This is a genomic window from Delftia sp. WY8 (assembly GCF_018437695.1).
Lineage (GTDB): Bacteria > Pseudomonadota > Gammaproteobacteria > Burkholderiales > Burkholderiaceae_C > Comamonas > Comamonas tsuruhatensis.
Genome location: NZ_CP049795.1, coordinates 564,485 through 586,459 on the forward strand (window position 1 = coordinate 564,485; position 21,975 = coordinate 586,459).

17 protein-coding genes are annotated in these 21,975 nt (G+C 69.1%); 6 read left to right on the plus strand and 11 right to left on the minus strand.

The features are described 5' to 3' along the window. Positions 1-104 precede the first annotated feature (104 nt). From G4D77_RS02470 to G4D77_RS02485, 4 genes are all read left to right on the plus strand, one after another. A complete protein-coding gene (locus tag G4D77_RS02470; RefSeq protein ID WP_154834520.1) occupies positions 105-1,643 on the plus strand; it encodes a 3-hydroxyacyl-CoA dehydrogenase in 1,539 nt (512 codons plus the stop codon). A 170-nt stretch (positions 1,644-1,813) separates the two neighbouring features. Then, positions 1,814-2,533, plus strand: coding sequence for a Crp/Fnr family transcriptional regulator (locus tag G4D77_RS02475; protein WP_012205125.1), 720 nt, complete (start codon positions 1,814-1,816; stop codon positions 2,531-2,533). 151 nt (positions 2,534-2,684) lie between these two features. Continuing rightward, entirely contained in the window at positions 2,685-3,770 is a 1,086-nt protein-coding gene (locus G4D77_RS02480) for a phosphotransferase (protein WP_013802790.1), read from the plus strand. 78 nt (positions 3,771-3,848) lie between these two features. Then, complete coding sequence (locus tag G4D77_RS02485; RefSeq protein WP_154834522.1) at positions 3,849-5,123, plus strand: acyl-CoA dehydrogenase family protein; 1,275 nt, start codon at positions 3,849-3,851, stop codon at positions 5,121-5,123. 70 nt (positions 5,124-5,193) lie between these two features. Here the strand turns inward: G4D77_RS02485 and G4D77_RS02490 are convergent, their stop codons facing one another. The 8 genes from G4D77_RS02490 to G4D77_RS02525 form a co-directional block, all read right to left on the minus strand. Next, on the minus strand, positions 5,194-6,651 hold the full coding sequence (locus tag G4D77_RS02490; RefSeq protein WP_154834523.1) for an efflux transporter outer membrane subunit: 1,458 nt from the start codon (positions 6,649-6,651) through the stop codon (positions 5,194-5,196). A 1-nt stretch (position 6,652) separates the two neighbouring features. Beyond that, complete coding sequence (locus G4D77_RS02495) at positions 6,653-8,677, minus strand: ABC transporter permease (RefSeq protein WP_154834524.1); 2,025 nt, start codon at positions 8,675-8,677, stop codon at positions 6,653-6,655. After that, positions 8,677-9,864: an efflux RND transporter periplasmic adaptor subunit gene (locus G4D77_RS02500; RefSeq protein WP_154834525.1), complete on the minus strand. Its 1,188-nt coding sequence runs from the start codon at positions 9,862-9,864 to the stop codon at positions 8,677-8,679. The genes G4D77_RS02495 and G4D77_RS02500 overlap by 1 nt, the downstream gene beginning before the upstream one ends. Before the next feature lie 49 nt (positions 9,865-9,913). Beyond that, on the minus strand, positions 9,914-10,291 hold the full coding sequence (locus G4D77_RS02505; protein WP_154834526.1) for a DUF3325 domain-containing protein: 378 nt from the start codon (positions 10,289-10,291) through the stop codon (positions 9,914-9,916). After that, a complete protein-coding gene (locus G4D77_RS02510) occupies positions 10,288-12,009 on the minus strand; it encodes a PepSY-associated TM helix domain-containing protein (protein ID WP_154834527.1) in 1,722 nt (573 codons plus the stop codon). The genes G4D77_RS02505 and G4D77_RS02510 overlap by 4 nt, the downstream gene beginning before the upstream one ends. Before the next feature lies 1 nt (position 12,010). Beyond that, positions 12,011-12,346 (minus strand): DUF3649 domain-containing protein, encoded by a 336-nt coding sequence (locus G4D77_RS02515; protein ID WP_193726147.1) that lies wholly within the window; start codon positions 12,344-12,346, stop codon positions 12,011-12,013. A 205-nt stretch (positions 12,347-12,551) separates the two neighbouring features. Continuing rightward, positions 12,552-15,047, minus strand: coding sequence for a TonB-dependent siderophore receptor (locus G4D77_RS02520; protein WP_154834528.1), 2,496 nt, complete (start codon positions 15,045-15,047; stop codon positions 12,552-12,554). Positions 15,048-15,179: 132 nt separating this feature from the next. Beyond that, positions 15,180-16,535, minus strand: a complete 1,356-nt coding sequence (locus tag G4D77_RS02525) for a sigma-70 family RNA polymerase sigma factor (protein ID WP_154834529.1) — start codon at positions 16,533-16,535, stop codon at positions 15,180-15,182. 493 nt (positions 16,536-17,028) lie between these two features. On the opposite strand from G4D77_RS02525, the gene G4D77_RS02530 reads away from it, so the two are divergent. Together G4D77_RS02530 and G4D77_RS02535 are read left to right on the plus strand one after the other, a co-directional pair. Beyond that, positions 17,029-17,400 carry a hypothetical protein gene (locus G4D77_RS02530; RefSeq protein WP_154834530.1) on the plus strand — a complete coding sequence of 124 codons (372 nt, stop codon included), beginning with the start codon at positions 17,029-17,031 and terminating at the stop codon, positions 17,398-17,400. A gap of 3 nt (positions 17,401-17,403) precedes the next feature. After that, positions 17,404-17,673 carry a hypothetical protein gene (locus tag G4D77_RS02535; RefSeq protein ID WP_154834531.1) on the plus strand — a complete coding sequence of 90 codons (270 nt, stop codon included), beginning with the start codon at positions 17,404-17,406 and terminating at the stop codon, positions 17,671-17,673. Between the two features lie 56 nt (positions 17,674-17,729). Here G4D77_RS02535 and G4D77_RS02540 read toward each other — a convergent pair whose 3' ends face one another. From G4D77_RS02540 to G4D77_RS02550, 3 genes are all read right to left on the minus strand, one after another. After that, entirely contained in the window at positions 17,730-20,276 is a 2,547-nt protein-coding gene (locus G4D77_RS02540) for a TonB-dependent siderophore receptor (protein ID WP_154834532.1), read from the minus strand. A gap of 162 nt (positions 20,277-20,438) precedes the next feature. Then, complete coding sequence (locus G4D77_RS02545; protein WP_154834533.1) at positions 20,439-21,449, minus strand: FecR domain-containing protein; 1,011 nt, start codon at positions 21,447-21,449, stop codon at positions 20,439-20,441. Next, positions 21,446-21,955 (minus strand): sigma-70 family RNA polymerase sigma factor, encoded by a 510-nt coding sequence (locus G4D77_RS02550; RefSeq protein ID WP_154834534.1) that lies wholly within the window; start codon positions 21,953-21,955, stop codon positions 21,446-21,448. Before G4D77_RS02550 ends, G4D77_RS02545 begins: the two co-directional genes overlap by 4 nt. Between the last annotated feature and the right edge of the window lie 20 nt (positions 21,956-21,975).

The following is a 21,975-nucleotide window of genomic DNA, read 5'->3' on the forward strand; positions in this document are numbered from 1 at the left end:
CCATGGAGGACAGGGCGACGCCGAGAATGGTGCTACAAATTCTCACATCAGCCTTTCTTTGAACGCTTGCATTTTTGCATAGACACCTGTAGGACACCTCCTCTATGTACATGATCCAAAACAACATTTCTCCTATCAGGAACGTCGGATTGATAGGCGCAGGCATCATGGGGCAAGGCATTGCCCAGCTGGCCGCCCAGGCAGGCGCCGGCGTGCTGCTGCAGGACGCTCGCCCGGGCGCTGCCGCGCAAGCGCAGCAACAGCTGTTTGCGCTGTGGGACCTGCTTGAGAAGAAACAAAAAATAACAAGTGAGCAGGCCGCAGATTGCAAGGCCCGGGTGACGGTGGCGGACGGTCTCGATGCGTTCAGGAACTGCGACCTGGTGATCGAGGCCATCGTCGAGCGCATGGATGCCAAGCAGGCGCTGCTGCGCGAGCTGGAGGCCATCGTTGCGCCCGGGACCCTCATCGCCAGCAATACCTCGGCCCTGTCCATCACCACGCTGGCCACGGCGCTCGAGCACCCGCAGCGCTTTGCCGGCTTTCACTTCTTCAACCCGGCGCCGCTGATGACGGTGGTGGAGATCGTGCGCGGCCTGGCCACGGACGAGGCCACCTGCGCCACGCTGGCGCAGTTCGCGCGCAGCTTCGGCCACACGCCCGTGCGTGCGCAGGACACGCCGGGCTTCCTGGTCAACCACCTGGGCCGCGGCTATGTGACCGAGGCGCTGCGCATCGTGCAGGAAGGCGTTGCCGACTTCGCCACCATCGACCGCATCCTGCGCGAGCAGGTGGGCTTCAAGCTCGGCCCGTTCGAGCTGATGGATCTCACCGGCCTGGATGTCACCCATGCCGTGATGGAGCACATCTACCACCAGTACTACCAGGAGCCGCGCTACCGCCCCAGCCCCATTGCCGCGCAGCGCGTGGCGGCCGGCCTGCTGGGCCGCAAGACCGGCCAGGGCTTTTACCGCTATGCCGAAGGCCGCGCCGAGCAGCCTGCCGAGCCTGCCGTGCCGCAGGTGCAGACGCTGCCACCGGTCTGGGTGTCGGCACGCGCGGCCCGGCGCAACGAGATCTACCAGTTGCTCAAGAGCCTGGGCGCGCGCATTGAAACCGCGCAGGCACCGACCGAGCAGGCCTTGATCCTGGTGGCGCCGCTGGGCCTGGACGTGACCACGGTGGCTGCCGTGGAGCGGCTGGACTGCACGCGCACCATGGGCATCGACATGCTGATCGCCGACGCCGACACGCGCCGCCGCGTGCTGGCCACCACGCCGGCCACGCGCACCGACATGCGCGACGCCGCCCATGCGCTTTTTGCCAGCGACGGCAAGGCCGTGAGCGTGATCCGCGACAGCGGCGGCTTCGTCACGCAGCGCGTGGTGGGCTCCATCGTCAACATCGCCAGCGACATCTGCCAGCAGGGCATCGGCAGCCCGGCCGACCTGGAAAAGGCCGTGACCCTGGGCCTGGGCTATCCCATGGGCCCGCTGGCCATGGGCGACCGCTGGGGCCCCACCAACATGCTGGAGGTCCTGTTCAACCTGCAGACCGTCTACGGCGACCCGCGCTACCGCCCCAGCCCCTGGCTGCGCCGCCGTGGCGCGCTGGGGCTGAGCCTCACGCACGAGGAGCCATAAGCCCTGCAAAGCCGGCGACCCGACGCACGACGGGTCGCCTTTTTTTCGCCGCCCTGCCCCGTTTTCGGCAGGCCCAGACACCGAAGTGACAGGCTCGCCGGCGGCATGCTGCGCCGCGGCGGTCCCACACGCGACAATGTGACCGTCATCAGTCACGCAAAAGACAGGCCATGGACGACCCGATTCTTACCATCGAAGAACGTGAAGCGATCAATTCCGGTCGCTGGTTTTCATCACTTTCTCCATCGCTTCGGCACGACATTCTTCGATGCGCTTACGTCAAACGGTTCAAAGATGGCACGCTCATCTGCGCACGCGGAGAACCGCCCGAGGAATGGATCGCCTGCGCCCGGGGTGCGGTGCGCGTGAGCTCCACCTCGATCACGGGCAAGCAGATCACGCTGGACTACGTGGAGCCGGGCATCTGGTTCGGCGACGTGGCCATCCTGGACGGGGACAAGCGCACGCACGATGCCTATGCGCACGGCGAGACCACGCTGCTGTGCGTGTCCAAGACCGACTTCAAGAAAATCCTGTCCATGCATGTGGAGTTCTCGGAAGCCATGCTGCGCCTGCATGCGCGGCGCATCCGCCAGCTCTACGGCCTGGTCGAGGACCTCAACACCCTGCCGCTGCGCGCGCGCCTGGCCAAGCAGCTGCTGCACCTGGTGCGCAGCTACGGCGTGACCAGCCTGTCGGATGGCAGCGAGATCCGCATCGGCCTGCACCTGGCGCAGGAGGAACTGGCCCAGTTGCTGGGCGCCTCGCGCCAGCGCGTGAACCAGGAACTCAAGGCCATGGAGCGCGAGAACGCCATCCGCATCGAGCCGGGCGGCCTGGTGGTCTGCGACCGCGACACGCTGCTGCGCATCGCCGCGCCCGACGCCTGAACCTGCGCGGCCCGCGCCGCGCCCTTTTCCCTGCCACATCCCTTCCACCGACCGGACGTTCGCGCCGGCCGGTGCCTTGCCGCGCCCGTGCCGCGCGGCCGCACCCCTTTCTAGAACCGGTTTCCGAACCGATCACAGGACTGACTGCCCCATGAGCACTTTCGACCATTTCGTAGGCACGCGCCCCGTCTCCGACCAGCACGCATTCGACGTGCCCGCGCTCACCGCCTGGATGCAGGGCCATGTGCAGGGCTTTGCCGGCCCGCTGCAGGTGGAGATGTTCAAGGGCGGCCAGTCCAACCCCACCTACAAGCTGATCACCCCGGGCCGCAGCTACGTGATGCGCTCCAAGCCCGGCCCCGTGGCCAAGCTGCTGCCCTCGGCCCATGCCATCGAGCGCGAGTTCCGCGTGATGAAGGGCCTGGCCGGCACCGACGTGCCCGTGCCCCACATGTATGCGCTGTGCGAGGACGAGTCCATCATCGGCCGCGCCTTCTACATCATGGAGTGCATGGAAGGCCGCGTGCTCTGGGACCAGTCCTTGCCCGGCATGGAGCCGGCCCAGCGCGCCGCCATCTACGACGAGATGAACCGCGTGATCTCGGCCCTGCACACCGTGGACTTCGCGGCCCAGGGCCTGGCCGACTACGGCAAGAGCGGCAACTACTTCGAGCGCCAGATCGGCCGCTGGAGCAAGCAGTACGTGGCCTCGGTCACCCAGCCCATCCCCGAGATGGACCAGCTCATGCAGTGGCTGCCCGCCCACATGCCGGCCAGCGCGCTGGATGCCTCGCGCGTGTCCATCGTGCACGGCGACTTCCGCCTGGACAACCTGATGTTCCACCCCACCGAGCCGCGCGTCATCGCCGTGCTGGACTGGGAGCTGTCCACCCTGGGCCACCCGCTGGCCGACTTCAGCTACCACTGCATGAGCTGGCACATCCCGGCCACGCTGGGCCGGGGCATCGCAGGCAAGGACCTGGCGGCCCTGGGCATTCCCGGCGAAGAGGAATACATCCGCCGCTACTGCGAGCGCACGGGCCTCAAGGACGTGGACACGCTGCGCGCCGACTGGAACTTCTACATGGCCTACAACATGTTCCGCATCGCGGCCATCCTGCAGGGCATTGCCAAGCGCGTGGAGGCCGGCACGGCCTCCAGCGCCCAGGCCAAGGCCTCGGGCGACACGGCCCGGCCCATGGCCGAACTGGCCTGGTCCTTTGCCCAGCGCAGCTGAGCCATCCAGGCCGCCCCCATCACTCACCGATCACCCCGTTTCCACCACAAGCGACAAGCCAAGAGAAGGAGCGCATCCATGGACTTTGAATATTCGCCCAAGACCAAGGACCTGCAGGAACGCCTGCTGAAGTTCATGGACGAGCACATCTATCCCGGCGAAAAGGACTATGCCGCCGAGATGGAAGCCAACACCGCCGCAGGCAAGCGCTGGACGCCGCTGCAGACCATCGAAAAGCTCAAGGTCAAGGCCCGGGAGCAAGGCCTGTGGAACCTGTTCCTGCCCGTGGACAGCGCCGAGGCCGCAGGCTACAAGGGCGGTGGCCTGACCAACCAGGAATACGCGCCGCTGGCCGAGATCATGGGCCGCGTGCCATGGTCCAGCGAGGTGTTCAACTGCTCTGCGCCCGACACCGGCAACATGGAGACCATTGCGCGCTACGGCAGCACCGAACTCAAGGAGCGCTGGCTCAAGCCGCTGCTGTACGGCAAGATCCGCTCGGCCTTCGCCATGACCGAGCCCGAGGTGGCCTCCTCCGACGCCACCAACATCTGCACCCGCATCGAGCGCCAGGGCGACGAGTACGTGATCAACGGCCACAAGTGGTGGATCTCGGGTGCCGGCGATCCGCGCTGCCAGGTCTTCATCACCATGGGCAAGACCGACCCCGATGCGCCCAAGCACTCGCAGCAAAGCATGATCATCGTGCCCGGCGACGCGCCCGGCATCCGCATCGTGCGTCCGCTCAACGTCATGGGCTATGACGATGCGCCGCACGGCCACATGGAGATGTACTTCGAGAACGTGCGCGTGCCCGTGGGCAACATCCTGCTGGGCGAGGGCCGTGGCTTCGAGATCGCCCAGGGCCGCCTTGGCCCCGGCCGCATCCACCACTGCATGCGCCTGATCGGCCTGGCCGAGCGCGCGCTGGAGCTGATGTGCAAGCGCGCCAGCTCGCGCATCGCCTTCGGCAAGAGCGTGGCCCAGCAGACCGTGACGCAGGAACGCATCGCCGAGGCGCGCTGCCGCATCGACATGGCGCGCCTGCTCACGCTCAAGGCCGCCTGGCTGATGGACATCGCCGGCAACAAGGTGGCGCGCAGCGAGATCGCCATGATCAAGGTCGTGGCCCCCAGCATGGCCTGCCAGGTCATCGACTGGGCCATGCAGGTGCACGGCGGCGGCGGCATGAGCGACGACTTCCCGCTGGCCAGCGCCTACGCCCACGCGCGCACGCTGCGCTTTGCCGACGGCCCGGACGAAGTGCACCGCAACGCCATCGCCAAGTGGGAGCTGGGCAAGTACGGCGCCTACGGCAAGGATGCCGGCGTGCCCATCACGCGCGGCAGCTGAGCAGGCTTCAAGCCTGAGGCCTCAGGCCGCACACCCGGCAGGACCGGGTGGCGGCCTTGCCCCTCCCCTCTCAGCCAGGTGGCAATGCCTCCTGGCTTTTTTGCGCCTGCCTTTCCGGCATTTCAGCGCCCATGGCAGGCGCCTCCCATCCCCCGCCCAGCGCCCGGTACAGCGCCACGCGCGCCTGCAGCTGCAGCAGGCGCTGCAGCACGGCATCGTCCTGCGCCGCGTACAGCGTGGTCTGGGCCTGCAGCAGGGACAGCAGGCTTTCCGCCCCGGCCTTGTAGCGCAGCTCGGCCAGCGACACGGCCTGGCGGGCCTGGGCCAGCACCTCGGCCTGGGCCTCGGCCTGGGCCTTCAGGCCGTACACGGCGTTGAGCGCCAGGTCCACATCGCCATAGGCCGCGACGATGGACTTGTAATAGCCGGCCAGCAGCTCCTCGCGCCGGGCCTGGGCGCCATCGCGCTCGGCCGCCAGACGGCCGCCGTCGAAGATGGGGCCGGCCAGTCCGGCCAGCAGCGAATACACGGGCTCGCGCAGCCAGTCGCTGGCGCGGCCCGCGCTGGTGCCCGCGCTGCCCGTGAGGGTCAGCCGGGGCCACAGCGCTGCGCGGGCGGCCTGCAGGTTGGCGCTGGCGGCGGTCAGTTGCGCCTCAGCACTGGCAATGTCAGGCCGGCGCTGCAGCAGCTGCGTGGGCAGGCCTGCGCCGATCTCGGGCAGCTGCAGGGCCTGCAGCGAGTCCGTGGCCAGCCCGGGGCGGCGGGCCTGGCCCAGCAGCACGGCCAGCGTGGCATCGGCATCCTCGCCCTGGCGACGCAGCGTGGCCAGGGCCTGGCGCTGGCTGGCCACCAGGCCGCGCTGCTGGGCCAGCTCCAGCTGGGTGGCGGCGCCTGCGCGCGCGCGGGACTCCACCAGGCCCAGCAGCCGCTCGGCATTGGCCACGTTGCGCGCCGCAATGGCCTGGCGCTCGCGCAGCGCCACGGCCTGCAGCCAGCCATGGGCCACCTGGGCGGTGACCGTGAGGCGCACCGTGTCCTGGTCAAACCGGCTGGCCTGCCAGGCCGCCGCCGCCGCATCGCGCGTGGCGCGGTTGCGGCCCCAGAAGTCCACCTCATACGAGGCCGTCAGCGCAGCGCCGTAGACGCTGGCCTGCCCGCCCGCCACCTGTGCATGGTTCATGCGTTGGGCGCGCAGCTCGCCATTGAGCGACGGCAGCAGCGCCGCGCCTGCCTGGCGCGTGGCCGCCTCGGCCTGGCGCACGCGGGCCATGGCGGCAGCCATGTCCAGGCTCTGGTCCTGGGCGGCCTGCACCATGCCGCCCAGCTCCGCACTGCCAAAGGCCTGCCACCACTGGGGTGAGACGGAGGCAGGGACGGCTTCGCCCTGCTGCTTCCACGAAGCGGCCAGCGCAGGCGCTGTCCTGTCCGGCACCGTCTGCTGCGCGGCGCAGCCGCCCAGGGCAAGCAGCGCGAGAGCGATGCAGCCCAGGCTCGCATTTCCCAGCGTCTTGTCGTTCATGTCTTTCATCTCACTCTCCCGCCAGCGCACGCACCGGGTCCAGCCGCGCCGCCGTCTTGGCAGGCATGTAGCCGAACACCAGGCCCGTCACCACGGCGCAGGCAAAGGCGCCCAGCATGGCGCGCACCGAAAACACCACGGGCACGCCCGCCACGATGAGCACCACGCCCACGGCCAGCCCGGCCAGCAGGCCCACCGTGCCGCCCACGAAGGTGACCAGGCTGGCCTCGGTCAGGAACTGGCGCAGGATGTCGCGCTGGCGCGCGCCCGTGGCCATGCGGATGCCGATCTCGCGCGTGCGCTCGCGCACCGTCATCAGCATCACGTTCATCACGCCGATGCCGCCCACCACCAGGGAGACGGCGGCAATCAGGCCCAGCATCACCGCCATGCTCTGGCGCGTGGCCGCCTCGGCCTGGATGCGCGCGGCCGCGTTGCCGATGCCGAAGTCCTCGCGCCCGCCGTGGCGCGCCAGCAGCAGCTTGCGCATGGCCTCCTCCGCCTCGTGCACCACGTCGGAGGACATGGCCTCGATCACCACATAGTCGGGCTGGGTCTGCGACTGGTAGACGCGCGCCCGGCCCGAGCGGTAGGGAATGAAGACCATGTCGTCATAGTTCTGCGCGCCCGAGTCCGCGCCGCGCTCGCTCATCACGCCGATGACCTCGAAGGCCGACGTGCCGATGATCAGCTGGCGGCCCAGCGGGTTGGGCGTGTCGGGGAAGAAGTGCTGGTGCGCCTTGTGGCCCAGGACCACCAGGGGCGCCAGGTCGCGGTCCTCGGCCTCGGTGTAGTAGCGGCCCTGGGCCACCTTCCAGTGGTGCACCAGGGGCATCTCCTCGCTGGCCGCGAACACGTAGATCTGCTTGTCGGCCTTGCCGTAGCGCACGGTGATGGGGTCGCCGATCACGGGCATGACGCGCCGTATCTCGGGCAGTTCGCGCACGGCGGCCAGGTCTTCCTCGGTCATCTGCCCGGCCGGCCCGCCCGTGGCCGGCGGCTTGCTGCCCATGTAGAGGATGGCCGTGCCCATGGTCCCCATCTGCTCGACCACCTTGCGCCGCGCGCCCTCGCCAATGGCCAGCATCACAATCACCGAGGCCACGCCGATGACGATGCCCAGCAAGGTCAGGCTGGTGCGCACGCGGTTCATGCGCATGCCGCGCCAGGCGCTGCGCGCGGCCTCGAACAGCTCGGCCAGCCAGGGCGCGCCGGCGCTGCCGCGCTGCGGCGTGAGCGGCAGGGCAGCGGCGCCCGCATTCGCCGCATTTGCCGCATTCACCGCGTTGGCGGCATCGTCGCGCCGGCTGTCGCTGGTGATGCGGCCGTCGCTGATCTCGATCACGCGGCGCGCCTGGGCGGCCACAGTGCGGTCGTGGGTGATGAGGATGATGGTGTGGCCCGCATCGGCCAGCTCGCGCAGCAGGGCCATGACCTCGGCGCCGCTGTGCGAGTCCAGCGCGCCCGTGGGTTCGTCGGCCAGGATGATCTGGCCGCCGTTCATCAGCGCGCGCGCAATCGACACGCGCTGCTGCTGCCCGCCCGACAGCTGGTTGGGCCGGTTGCCCAGGCGCGAGCCCAGGCCCAGGCGCTCGAGCAGCGCACGGGCGCGCCGCACGCGCTCTTCCTTGGGCAGGCCGGCGTAGATGGCGGGCATTTCCACGTTCTCGCTGGCGCTTTCGCTCGCTATCAGGTGGTAGCCCTGGAAGACGAAGCCGAAGGCCTCGCGCCGCAGCCAGGCCAGCGCATCCGAGTCCAGCGTGGCCACGTCCTGGCCCTGGAAGTGGTAGCTGCCCTCGCTGGGCCGGTCCAGGCAGCCCAGGATGTTCATCAGCGTGGACTTGCCCGAGCCCGAGCTGCCCACCACGGCCACGAACTCGCCCGCGCGTATCTCCAGGTCGATGCCGTGCAGCACGGTGACGGCGGGCTGGCCGCTGTCGCCGCCGCCGTAGTGCTTGGTGATGCCGCGCAGCTGGATCAGCGGTGCGATCAGCGGTGCGGTCAGCGGCGCGCCGGCCTGCATGCCCTGCGCCATCACCATTGCAGCCACCGCGGGCCACGGTCCAGAGGCGTCTCGCCGACGATGACGCGCTCGCCTTCCTGCAGGCCCTCCAGCACCTCGGCCTGGTGGCGGCTGCGCACGCCCAGGAGCACGGTGCGCTGCTCGGGCTGGCCCTTGGCGTCCAGCACGCGGGCCGTGTGCGCGCTGCCGCCCTTGTCAGTCACGGCCATCAACGGCACGGTGAGTGCCTGCGCGGCCTGGCCGGTGACGAAGACCACCTGGGCCGTCATCTGGGGCATCAGCTCGGCGTCCTCGTTGTCCACATCGAACAGCACGGTATAGGCCACGGCCTTGGTGGCGGGCGCAGGCGCCTGGCCCGCATTGCCGCCGGCCGGCGTCTGGCTGGTAGAGGGCGAGGGCAGCACCTGGCGCACCTTGCTGGACCAGCGCCGGGGCCTGGCCTGGTCGGCGCCGCCCAGCGTGGTGAAGTACACCGGCATGTCGTCGCGCACGCGGCGCACGTCGGCCTCGGACACTTCGGTCCACACCGTCATGGCCGACAGGTCGGCAATGCGCAGGATGTTGGGCGTCTGGTAGGTGGCGTTCAGCGTCTGGCCCTCGCGCGCCTCCACCGACACCACGGTGCCCGCCATGGGCGCGTAGATGCGCGTATAGCCCAGGCGCGCCTCGTCGGCCTTGAGCGTGGCCTGGGTCTGGTCGATCTGGGCCTTCAGATGCTCCATGCGGGCACCGGCGGCGGCCAGGTTGGCTTCTGCGGTCTGCAGGTCTTCCTCGCGCGTGGCCCCGTCGCGGGCCAGCTGGCGCTGGCGCGTGAGCTGCTGCTCGGCCAGCTTGCGCAGCGCCTGCTGCTCGGCCAGCTGGGCTCGCAGGCCCGCCAGCGAGGCACGCCCCGCATCCACCGTGGCGCGCTGCACGCTGGGGTCGATCTCCACCAGCAGTGCGCCCTTCTCCACCTGGGCGCCGGGCTCCACGCGCAGCCGGGTGACCTGGCCCGACACCTGGGCGCCCACGTCCACATAGCGGCGCGGCTGCAGCGTGCCGATGGCCGTGACGGTGGACTCGATATCGGTGCGCGCCACGGTCTCGGTCTGGTAGGCCACTGCAGGCCGGCTGGACCACCAGGCGGCCGCGCCCCCGGCCGCCGCCAACAGGACCACCGCCACGGCGATGGCTTTCCAGCGTTGCTGCGTGCGCGTCATGCTTGCCTCCCGACCACACACACCCCGAACTGGAACGAAAGCAGGAAACTCATCTGAAAAACCCCGTAGTACCGAAACTGAAAACAATCCACGCCAAATCCGCCACGGCAAGCACGCCAGCCAACCAGGCCAGCCGCGCCGCCCAGCGCGCATGGGCGCTGATCAGGGCCACGGCCATCAGCGCGCCGGCGGACACAAAGCCCAGCCAGGCCACCGAGCCCACCGTGGCGCCCCAGCCCGAAAGAACGGGCACAAGGGCCAGCGCCAGCAGCGCCGTGCCCAGGCCGCGCAACTGCGGGCCACGGCGGGCCGGCAGCTCGCGCGCGCCGGTCAATTGTTCGTAGTGGCGGTCCATGGCAAAGGCCAGGGCCGCCATGCCTGCAAAGGCCAGGGCCAGTGCGGCCAGGGATGCGTGCAACGTGCTCATGCCTGCACCTCCGAGGGGCCGGCCACGGCGGCCTGCCCCTTGGCCGTCCTTGCCTTGGCGGCGGCACCCGCGCCGCGCCGCGCCAGCCAGCGCCAGGCCCAGGCGGCCGTCAGCCCCGTGGCCAGGCAGAACAGCTCCACCCCGGCGCTTTCCCAGTCGCCCTCCAGCATGTGGGCCGACAGCGGCTCGCCCACGGTGATCCAGTTGAGCAGCGGCAGCAGCAGGCACAGCATGGCCAGCAGGCCCATCTGCTGGCGCCAGGCCGTGGCTGGCGCGCAGGCCAGCGCATGCACCAGCGCCAGGCCCCACAGCCCGAAGAACACGGCCAGCTCCCAGTCAGCGCGGTGCGCCAGGCCCACGGGCACCAGGCGGTTGGCCCACAGGTAGCCGATGCAGCCCAGGCCCAGCCCGGCGATGGCCGCCACGTTCAGGCCCTCGATCAGCCGGTACACGCGCGCCGTGGCGCTGCCGAACTCGCCCTGGTGGCGGCTGCGGCGCTTGACCATGAAGAGGATGGCGCCCGTGGCCATCATGGCCGCGCCCGCCAGGCCGCACAGAAAGTACAGCCACTTCATGGCCAGCCCGCCGAACTTGACCATGTGCAGGCCGCCCATGACCGCCTGGGCCAGCGAGGGGGTGCCGCCGTCGGCGCCGCCGGGCAGGCGTACCTGCAGCACCTCGCCCGTGGCGGCCGAGAACATGGCCATGCCCGAATTGGGGCTCAGGCGCTGATGCGCACGGTCATCGCTGTTCCAGCCGTAGACGCCGATGCGTGCCGAGGCATCGCCGGGATGGTCGATGACCACCGCGCGCACCGCCTGGCCCATCAGCTCCTGGCCACGCCGTGCAAAGGGCTCCAGATCGGGCACCGCCAGGGGCTTGCCGGACAGCGCGGGCGGCCCGGCCTCGTTCATGTCGGCGATGAAGGCCGTGCGGGCGGCCTGGTCCGTGCCATAGACCGTCCAGACGCCAACGGGCATGAAGCTCAGGCTGGAGATGGCGATGCCGGTATAGGCAATCATGAACTGGAAGGGCAGCGTCAGCACCGCCACGGCGTTGTGCGCGTCCAGCCAGCTGCGCTGGCCCTTGCGTGCGCGAAAGGTGAAGAAGTCCTTGAAGATGCGCTTGTGCGTGATCACGCCGCTGACCAGGGCCACCAGCATGGCCATGGCGGCAATGCCGATCACCCACAGTCCCACCTGCCCTGCATGCAGTTCATAGTGGAAGTCCACGAAATGGTTGCCGCCCATGGTGGCGCGCGTGGCACCGTGGCCATGGCCGTGGCCGGCCCCCATTTCCTCGCCCGTGGCGGTGTCCAGCTCGGCATCGGCGTACTGGCGGTTGGCGTCGAACCAGTAGACACGCAGGTCACCGCCGCCCTTGTCGTCGGACGGCCAGATCTCCCACATCTGCGCGCCCTGGTGGTGCTTTTGCATGTAGGCCGCGCCCCAGGCCAGGCGCTGGCCCAGGTCCGCACCCTGCCCGGCCGGCGCGGCGGCGCGCGCTGCCGCCTCGGCCGCCTCCTCGGCATGGTGCTCGGGCGTCATCCAGTGCGTGATGGCTTCCTGGAAAACGGCCAGCGAACCGGTGAGGAACACCGCGAACAGCAGCCACGAAAACCACAGCCCGCACCAGGTATGCAGCCAGGCCTGGGCCTGGCGGAAACCGCCCGTGGCAGCGCCGCTGCCGGGGACCTTGCTGATCTGCTCCTTGGCCATCTCAGCCTCCCGCGCCATTGCGCGCCAGCAGCAGCGCGGCGCCGCCCATCAGGGCCGCAGGCACCAGCAACCCCAGCCAGACCCGGCCCGCCGAAACCGGCGAGAACGCCCAGATCACCGCCAGCGCGTGCAGCGCAAAGCTCCACTGCATGCCGGCGATCACGGCATCGACACGCGCGCCGGGCAACGCAGCGGCCAGGAAGGCCGCCAGCGCACTGGCCAGCGCATAGCCGCCGAAGACGGCGGCCAGCAGGCGGGACAGGACAAGCAGGCCCGGATGGACGGGCCTGTCGGCCTGGGTGATATCTGCACGATCAGCGGGTTGGGATTGGGGCATGTAATGGGTATTCGGATAAGCACAGGAACGCACGAATGCGTGCAAACAAGGGGCCAAAACGGATGCCGTGATGCGGCGGCCTTCAAGGCCCTCCTCATACATGACAAACGAGATCGAAAAAAAGGCCAGCCGCAATGGTTTTCGCCATTGCGGCCAGTGGCCTGGGTCGGACTGGGGCGGGCCCTCCTGGACCCCGCCCCGGCCCTCAGAAGGTGCCGCGCAGCGTCAGCACCGCATTGCGCGGCTTTCCATAGAAATTGCCGCCGCTCGCATAGCCCACGGTCTGGTAGTACGTCTTGTCAAAGATATTGTTGAGATTCAGGGAAACCGTCCAGCGCGGATCGATCCGGTACTGCACCATCGCATTGATGACCGAATAGCCGCCCTGGGTGAAGTTGTAGCGGCCGACTTCATTCCAGTCGGCGTCATACAGCGTATCGCGCACATGGTGCTTGCTCTGGATATGGGCGCTGCCGCCAATCTTCCAGCGCGACAGCTCGCCCGGCAGCACATAGGCCGTGGACAGCTTGAGCAGATGGCGCGGCGTGATGCTGCTGTAGGGCGCATCCTCGGTCTTGTCGCGCGTGGTGGTGTAGGTGTAGCCGGCCGCGATCTGCCAGCCGGGGCGCAGCTCGCCGCCGATCTCGGCGTCAAAGCCGCGGCTGGTCACCTTGCCCTGCGGCAGAAAGCAGCAATTGCCCGACCATTCCTCGTGATTGCTCGGATAGCGCGTATCCGTCACCGCCGCGCCCGTGCGCACCACGTTGAAAAGGCTGAATGTGGCATTGAGCCGGCCATCGGCCAATTCGCCCTTGAAACCGGCCTCATAGCTCTTGCCCTTGACCGGGTCCAGCGAATTGCCCGGAGGAGGCCCCGACTTGGACAGCGCCTGCGGCTTGAGAATCGAGGAATAGCTCAGATACGCCGACCATTGGTTGTTCAGGTCATAGATCACCCCGCCATACGGCGTGAACTTGGCCGGCTCGGAAAAGCGGCTGCCCGATGCCAATTCCCACTGGCCCGCCGCATTCAGCGACTCATAGACCTGGTTGAAGCGGTACTTGGCATAGCGCGCGCCCACGATCACATGCAGGCGGTCCGTCGGATGCAGGCGCAGCACGCCATAGCCGCCCGACTGGTCCTGGCCCCAGGGGTTGTAGCGGCGCGAGATCTCGCCGGCCGGCGCCGGGCGCCAGGCGCCGGGGTTGTGGACATCGATGGGCTCCACGCCCGTGGCATCGGTGGAATAGCCCACGTTCCAGAAGCTCTCCACCTTCTGCCGGTCCATGCCCAGCAGGATCTCGTGCGTGCGCCCGCCCAGGTCGAAGCTGCCGGCCAGGCTGGCGTCCAGCACGGTCTGCCGGTTCTCGTACAGGTAGTGGCCGCCGCCGTTCCAGTTCACGCCCAGGCCGGTTGCGGGGTCCAGCGCGCCGTAGCCGAACACCGTGGAGCCGTCATAGCTGGACTTGCTGCGGGTCAGGTTGAGCTTGCCCTTCCAGCGCGCGGAAAAACGGTGTTCCAGCGCGCCGAACAGCTCGCTGTTGTCCTTGCGGCCCGTGGCCCAGGGCTGGGTGAAGCTGGTGTGGCGCGGCAGGCCGATATCGCTGCCGTCGCTGTAGCGCGGCACGTCGCCGCCGCCATCGCCGCGCGTGCGGATCTTGCTGCGGCTCATGCCCACGGTCAGCAGGGTGTCTGGCGTCAGGTCCGCCTCGACCACGCCGTAGAACTGGGGAGCGCGCGTGTGCTTGATGTCCACGAACTGGTCCGTGTCCTGGTAGGACAGCACGGCCCGGCCGCGCACCCGGCCATCGAGGGCCAGCGGCCCCGTGGCATCCACCATGGTCTGGTAGTTGTTCCAGCTGCCGATGGACTGCTGCACCACGAAGCGCGGCTCGGCCAGCGGCTTCTTGCGCACGATGTTGATGATGCCGCCCGGATCGCCCACGCCGCCCAGCAGGCCCGAGGCGCCGCGCATCACCTCCACGCGGTCGTAGAAGTCCATGCTCTGGTTGACGCTGTAGGTGTACTGGGCGATGTTCAGCGGCGCGCCGCCGTCGATCTGCATGCTGTCGATCTGGAAGCCGCGCGAATAGAAATAGGTGGAGTCGAAATTGATCTGGCTGGTGGTGATGCCGGGCGTGGCGGCCAGCGCGTCGCGGATGTCGGTCATGCGGCGGTCGTCGAGCTGCTGGCGCGTGATCACCGACACCGATTGCGGGATCTCGCGGAACGACTGGTCCGTCTTGGAGGCGATGCTGGTCACGCGGCTGGTGTACGAGCCCGTGCCCTCGGTCGTGCCGTCGATGGCCCGGCGCGCGCTCACCCGCACTTCGGCCAGCGTCTTTTCGATGGCGGCGACGGGCTGCACGGTCAGCGTGCCCTCTTGCACATGGCCCTGCAGGCCGCTGCCGGCCAGCAAATCATCCAGCGCCTGGCGCAGCGGCAGCTCGCCCCGTACCGCCGGCGCCTGCCGCTGGGCGGCCAGCGAGGGCGTGAACACCAGCTGCAGTCCGGCCTGCCGCGCGAACTGGTCCAGCGCGCTGGCCAGCGGCTGCGCCGCTATGTCGAAGCGCAGCGTCTGTGCGGCCGGCTGGGCCAGCGCCGCCTGCAGCGGCATGGCCAGGCCCAGGCAGAGCACGGCATGGGCCAGCGGATGGAGGGCGGCGCGGCAGGCGCCCGAAGAAGGGAAAAGCGGATGCATGGAAATCGTCCTTGGCAGTGATGGAAGGGACCCACAGGGATCACTGCCATGACGACTGGCCAGGAAAACTCCTGAAAAATAATGTGCGCCCCGCTGCCGTGCGCATGCAGTTGCTCTTGCCACCATCACGCCTCAGCCCGCCGTGGCCACCAGCAGGCCGCCATCGGCCTGCCTGCGCACCTGCACCGGCAGCGCATGGGGCAGCGCCCGCACCCAGGCATGGGCCGTGGCGATGCGCACGCGCCCGCTCAGCGGCAGGCGCGCGGCCTCGGGCGTGGCCTGCAGGTCGAACGGCGCATAGCGTGACAGCCGCGCCAGGGCCTCGCCCAGCGTGGCGTCGGCAAACACCAGCTCGCCATGCCGCCAGGAGGCCGCCTGCCCGGCATCACCCCGGGTCTGCGTGGCCACCGTGCCTTCCATGCGCAGGCCCTGCCCTGCAGACAATTCATAGAAGCGCCCGCCATCCGCATCGGATTGCACGCGCACACGCCCCGACTCCACCTGCACCGTGACCCGCTCCTGCCCCTGGGCGCCCGTGGCCAGTTCAACGCCGAAGCGCGTGCCCAGCACGGTGACGCGCACGCCGCCGGCCTGCACGGTGAAGGGCCGGTCCTCGTCCCGCTCCACCTCGAAGAAAGCTGCGCCCTGCGTCAGCTGCACCACGCGCCGCGTGGCGAAATACTCCACCTGCGCGCTGCTGAGCGCGTCCAGCAGCAGGCTGGAGCCATCGGGCAGGCCATGGCGCACCTGCTGGCCGCGCAGGCTGGACCAGCCGGCCTGCCACTGCACATGCGTGTCGCGGTAGTGCCGCCATTGCTGCCAGCCCAGGCTGCCGCCCAGGCCGAAACCGGCCACGCCCAGCAGCGCGGCCAGGCTGCGCCGCCGACCCGCATGTCGCGCAACGGCGCTGCCAGGCCGCGTACCGCGCCAGCGGTGCAGCGCATCCTCTATGCAGGCACTGGCCTGGATCAGGTCGCGCTCCACGGTGTTGAGGCTGACGCCCAGGCGCTCGGCAATCTCGGGCTGGCCCTCGCCCTGCACGCGGTGGGCGATGAAGACGGCCCGGCAGCGCTCGGGCAGGCTGTGCAAGGCGGACTCCAGCACGGCCAGCGCCTGGCGGTACATGACGGAGTCGGCCACATCGGGCGCATGGCTGGGCGCCAGTTGTTCATGGACTGCCGCCTCGCCCAGGTAGCGGGCATGGCGCTTGCGGCGGCGGTGCGCATCCAGCGCCATGTGCTGGGCCATCACGGCCAGATAGGCCGTGGCGTCGCGCGGCATCTGGGCCGGATTCGCGGCCCCGGCCAGGTCTGCGGCCTCGGCCGGGGCGCTGCGCGCGTGTTCCGCCAGCCGCAGCCAGGTGTCGTGCACCAGGTCGCCCGCCTCCTCGCGGCTGCCTGTGCTGCGCGTGGCGGCACGCACCAGGTCGGCATAGGCCCGGTCAAAGCCGGAAAGCAGAGCGCGGGTGAAGGAGGCGGACAAATCCATGGGGCTGGATCATAACCGCGCAAAGAAGAATCATTCTCAATAAAAGCAATGCATGCCGGGCTCTTTCAGCGGTTCCTGGGCCATCCCTGAAAGGGCGCGATGGCAAGGTGCAACGGGCCGCGAAGCGACTTAGCGCACGCCGCACGCGCTATCATCCGCACCGGCCCCCTGTCACGGGGCCGGTGCTTCAAAACACCTTCACCACACAGCGGCTGAGCCTTCCCGAAAGAAGGCCTCGTCACGTCTGAACACCTGGCAAGTGGGCTCCCACCCGCTCGTCCCAACGGTTACGGGCGGGATGGGGCTGTCCGCAAGGCTGCCCGCACGTCTGTGTGCGTGTTTTGAACATCCCGTCCACCTTTTCCGTGCTTCAAAACGCGGAATTGGCGGTTTCAAATCTCACACAGGAGTACGGAACCATGAACGCCGTTTCTCTCGCACTCGCCTGCACGCCCTCTTTTGGCGTCGCCCTTTCCACACGGAGGGCCCAGGCATGACCCCCGCCCAGCCCAAATCCGCCACGGACAGCCACAGCACCCGGCAGCTGTCCAATGCCCTCACCCAGGTGGACCATCTCGTGCAGCAAGGCTGTGCAGAGATCTCCTCCATCGCCCAGCTGGCCCTTGCATGGCTGGAGACGCCCAAGGGCCATCGCCACATGGACGTGGTGGCCCGCGCCCTGCAATGCATCCGCGACAGCGCCGAGACGCTGGCCGACTACGCCGGCACCGAGGCCCAGGCCATGGGCTGCGGATTCGAAGACGCGGCCGAGATGCGCCGCGCCGAAGCGGCCGAGGCAGCTGCCAAAGCCATGGCGCAACTGCTCGACTGCCGCACCCATGAGCCGGTGCGCCCGCAGGGCTGAGGCATGGCCATGGACAAGGAGAAGGACAAGGGCACCACCAGGACACAGCCCCCCAGCCTGCACCAGTTGACCAGCGCCATCACCGAGATCCACGGCAGCGTGCAGGAAAACTGCACCGAGATCTCGGCCCTGGCGCAACTGGCCCTGGCGGCAGTGCATGCACCGCAGGAGCACCACAGCCAGCAGGCCCTGGCCCATGCGCTGCGCGCCATCCGCGACAGCGCCGACCTGCTGGCCGGCCATGTGAAGGTGGAGGCCCGGCGCGTGGTGTGATCCCCCGCAAGGCCGCTGGCTGCACAACGGCGGCCCGAACGCCTGCGCCGCCGTCCTCAGAAGCTGCCGCGCAGCGTGAGCATGGCGTGGCGCGGTGCGCCATACAGGTTGTTGCTGAACGTTGTGCCCAGGGTCTGGTAGTAGGTCTTGTCGAGCAGGTTGTTGATGTTCAGCGTGACCGTCCAGCGCGGGTCGATGCGGTACTGCACCATGGCATTCCACAGCGCGTAGCCGCCCTGCGTGAAGTCAAAGGGCACGGACGTGCCCGCCGCCGACAGTGCCGTGCCGCTGACGTAGTGCGTGCTCTGGATCTGGGCGCTGCCGCCCACTTTCCAGCGCGACAGCTCGCCCGGCAGCGTATAGGCCGTGGACAGCTTGAACAGGTGGCGCGGCGTGATGCTGCTGTAGGTCTTTTCGGTGCTGCGGTCGCGGGTGTTGTTGAAGGTGTAGCCCGCTGCCAGTTGCCAGCCGGGCTGCAGCTCGCCGCCCAGTTCCATGTCGAAGCCCCGGCTGGTGACCTTGCCCTGTGCCAGGTAGCAGCAGTTGCCGCTCCAGCGGCTGTTGCTGGTCTCGTAGCGCGGGTCCACCACGGCCGTGCCCGTGCGCTCCACATTGAAGAGGCTGAAGGTGGCGTTCAGCCGCCCGTCCATCAGCTCGCCCTTGAGGCCGGCCTCGTAGCTGGCGCCCTTGACCGGCGGCAGCGAGGTGCCCGGCGCCGGGCCGGCCATGCTCAGCGCCTGCGGCTTGAAGATGGACGAATAGCTGGCATAGGCCGACCACTGGCTGTTCAGGTCATAGATCACCCCGCCATAGGGCGTGATCTTGGTGGGTTCCTTGAACGGCGTGTTCGACCAGGGCGTGCGGTTGCCCTGCGCATCCAGGTTCCAGATCGACTGCTGGAAGTCGTAGCGGCTGGCGCGCGCACCCAGGATGAGGTGCAGCCTGTCCGTGGGATGCAGGCGCAGCACGCCATAGCCGCCCATCTGCTTTTGGCCCCAGGGGCCGTAGCGGGTGTTGAAGTAGGTTTCCGTGGGAGGCGTCCAGATGCTGGGAGCAAACGGATTGCTGGCCACGGTGCCGCTGCCCGTGAAATTGGCGCTTTGCCAGAAGCTTTCCACGCGCTGCCAGTCAGCGCCCAGCAGCAATTCATGCGTGCGGCCCATGAGCTGGAAGGGACCGCCCAGGCTCAGGTCCACCACCTCCTGCGTATTGCCGGACTGGATGTGGCCGCCGCGCCAGACCGCCCCCGCCAGGGTCTGCGGGTTGATGGCGCCGCCCATGTAGACCCAGAAGCGGTCCAGCTCGGTCTCCACGCGCGAGACGTTGAGCTTGGCCTTCCAGCGGTTGTCGAACTTGTGCTCGAGCTGGGCGAACAGCTCCTTGGTCTCGTAGTCGTAATAGGCCCAGGGCTGGGTGAAGTTGGTGTGGCGCGGCAGGCCCAGGCTGCTGCCATCGGCAAAGCGCGGCAGGCCGGCATAGTCGCCGTTCTCATGGGTCTTTCCGTAGCTGCCGCCCACGGTCAGCAGGGTGTCTGGCGTGAGGTCGGCCTCCAGCACGCCATAGAGCGAGGGCTTTTCGCTGCTGCGCAGGTCCATGTAGGAGTCGCCCTTGTGGTAGGACAGCACGGCGCGGCCGCGCACGCGGCCGTCGTCGGCCAGCGGCGCGCTGGCATCGAGCTCCACGCCGCGCCGGCTCCAGGAGCCGGCCGACAGCGCGGCCTTGAACTGCCGCTGGGCCAGCGGCTTCTTGCGCACCAGGTTGATGATGCCGCCCGGATCGCCCACGCCGCCCAGCAGGCCCGAGGCGCCGCGCATGACTTCGACGCGGTCGTAGAAGGCCATGTCCTGCTGCGGCGAATAGGTGTAGGCGCCCAAAGCCAGCGGCGCGCCGCCGTCGATCTGCATGCTGGTGATCTGAAAGCCCCGCGAATAGAAGTCGCCCACGGTATTGGCCACGACCACGCCGGGCGTGAGCTTGAGGGCCTCGGTCACATCGGTCACGCGCTGGTCGTCGAGCTGTTCGCGTGTGACCACCGATACCGACTGCGCAATCTCGCGGAACGACTGGTCCGTCTTGGAGGCAATGCTGGTCACGCGGCTGGTGTAGGAGCCCGTGCCTTCGGTCGTGCCGTCACCGGCGCGGCGCGCGGCCACGCGCACCTCGGCCAGCGACACCGCGCGCGGGGCAACGTCTGGCGCCCGGGCATCGGGCACGGCGCGCTGGCGCAGCACATAGCCGCCTTGCGGCTGCACCGCCGCCTCCAGCCCCGTGCCCTGCAGCAGCGCGGCCAGGCCGGCCTGCGCGGTGTGGCTGCCCTGCAGCCCCGGGCTGCGCAGGCCCTGGACCTGGTCCTGGGTGAAGGACAGCAGCAAACCCGAGTCGCGCCCGAAGCGGTTGAGCGCGTCCTCCAGCGTGCCCGCCGGAATCTGGTAGCTGCGTGTAGGTGCTGTGGCGGCCGTGGTGTTGACGGACGGCGAAGGCGCCTGCGCCCACAGGTTGCTGCCCAGCCCCGCGCAGGCCAAAGCCAGCAACAGGCCACGGGACGGGACGACAGAGGGGCGCAAGGCGCAGGGAAAGCGCCGGGGCGCTGCGGGATATGCCATGGTGTGCGAAGGACTGGGCCTGGAAGGAAAAGACAAACGGATGAATGGACGAATCGATGGGCGGGCCCGGCATGGCAAGCCACCCTCTTCCTCCATGTCCCGCGAGTTCTCGAAACAGACCACCCCGGGCGCAGATTTCTTCAAAAAACTGCGCAGACCCCTTCAAGCCCCTGCCGCCTTCTTGCCCACCACCACCTCGCGCCGGCCCCACCAGCGCGTCATGGAGCGCAGCTCCAGTCCCGGCAGCGCACCGATCACGGCCAGCACGCGCGGCACCTCGGCCAGCGGATAGGTGCCTGAGATGCGCAGGTCGGCCACTTCGGGCTCGCAGGCCAGGGCCGCATCGCTGTACGGCTGCAGCGCCTCCAGCATCCGGGCCAGCGGCATGCCGCGCGCCACCAGCATGCCCTCGGTCCAGGCGGTGCTGTCCTCATGCACGGCGGTGGCTGGCGAGACGCCATCGGCCCGCAGCGTGGCCTGCTCGCCCGCACTGACCACCAGCACACCCTGGCCGGCCAGCCGGGGGGTCAGGCGCACGGCACCCTCGAACACACCCACCTGGAAATCACCATCCGCGAGCGCACGCACGGAAAACCGTGTCCCCAGGGCCAGCGCCTCGCCCGCAGTGGTCTGCACGGCAAAGGGCCGGGCGGGCTGCTCGGTGTCCTTGGCCGTGGTGACCAGCACCTCGCCCTGCAGCAGGCGCAGACGGCGGTGCCGGGGACCGTATTCGATGTCCAGCGCGCTGGCGCCGTTGAGCACGATCTGCGTGCCGTCCGGCAACGCCATCTGCCGACGCTCGCCCCGCGCCGTGCGTGCATCGGCCACCCAGCCCTGCCAGGGCAGGCGCTGCTCCATCTGCCAGGCAATGCCGGCACCAAAGGCCGCAACGGCCAGGGACCGGATCACGCGCCGGCGAGCGGAACCACGCGGAGCCAGCGCAGCCCGGGCTATCGGTGATTGCGGCGGCGCCACCAGCCCAGCCAGCCGCTGGTTGACTGCAGTGATGCGCTGCCAAGCCTGCTCGTGCAGCGGATCGGCCGCGCGCCAGGCCTGCCAGGCTTGCCATTCGCGGGCCAACTCATCGGACAGGCCGCCCTCCTGGTGCTTCAGCCACCACTCGATGGCGCTGCGCGCTACCTCGGGCGGCAGGCCGGCTCCCGGCGCCGTCATGCACCCACCGCGAAATAGCAGTGCATGCCGGCCTGCACCAGGTAGCGCTTGATGGTGGTCAGCGACAGGCCCAGCTCGCGCGCAATGTCGGCCTGCTTCATGCCGTCCAGCTGGGCCATCAGAAAGGCCCGCCGCACGGGAGCGGGCAGGCCGTCGAGCATGCGGTCGATCTCGTCCAGCGCCTCCAGCAGCAGCGCGCGCTCCTCGGGCGAGATGGCAAAGGACTGCGGCGCCTGGGCCAGCGCCTCCAGATACGCGCGCTCCAGTTGCTGGCGCCGGTAGTGGTTGGCCAGCACGCGCTGCGCCACCGTGGTCAGGAAGGCGCGCGGCTCACGCGCCTGCACAGGCTCGTCGCGCGCCAGCAGGCGCACAAAGGTGTCGTGCGCCAGATCGGCCGCCTGGTGCACATCGCCCAGCTTCTTGCGCAGCCAGCCCTGCAGCCAGCCGTGGTGGTCGGTGTAGAGCGTGGCGACTTCGCGGTGAAGGGAGGTTTCGGCGGCAGGCATGGCGCGGAGGAGGAATGCGT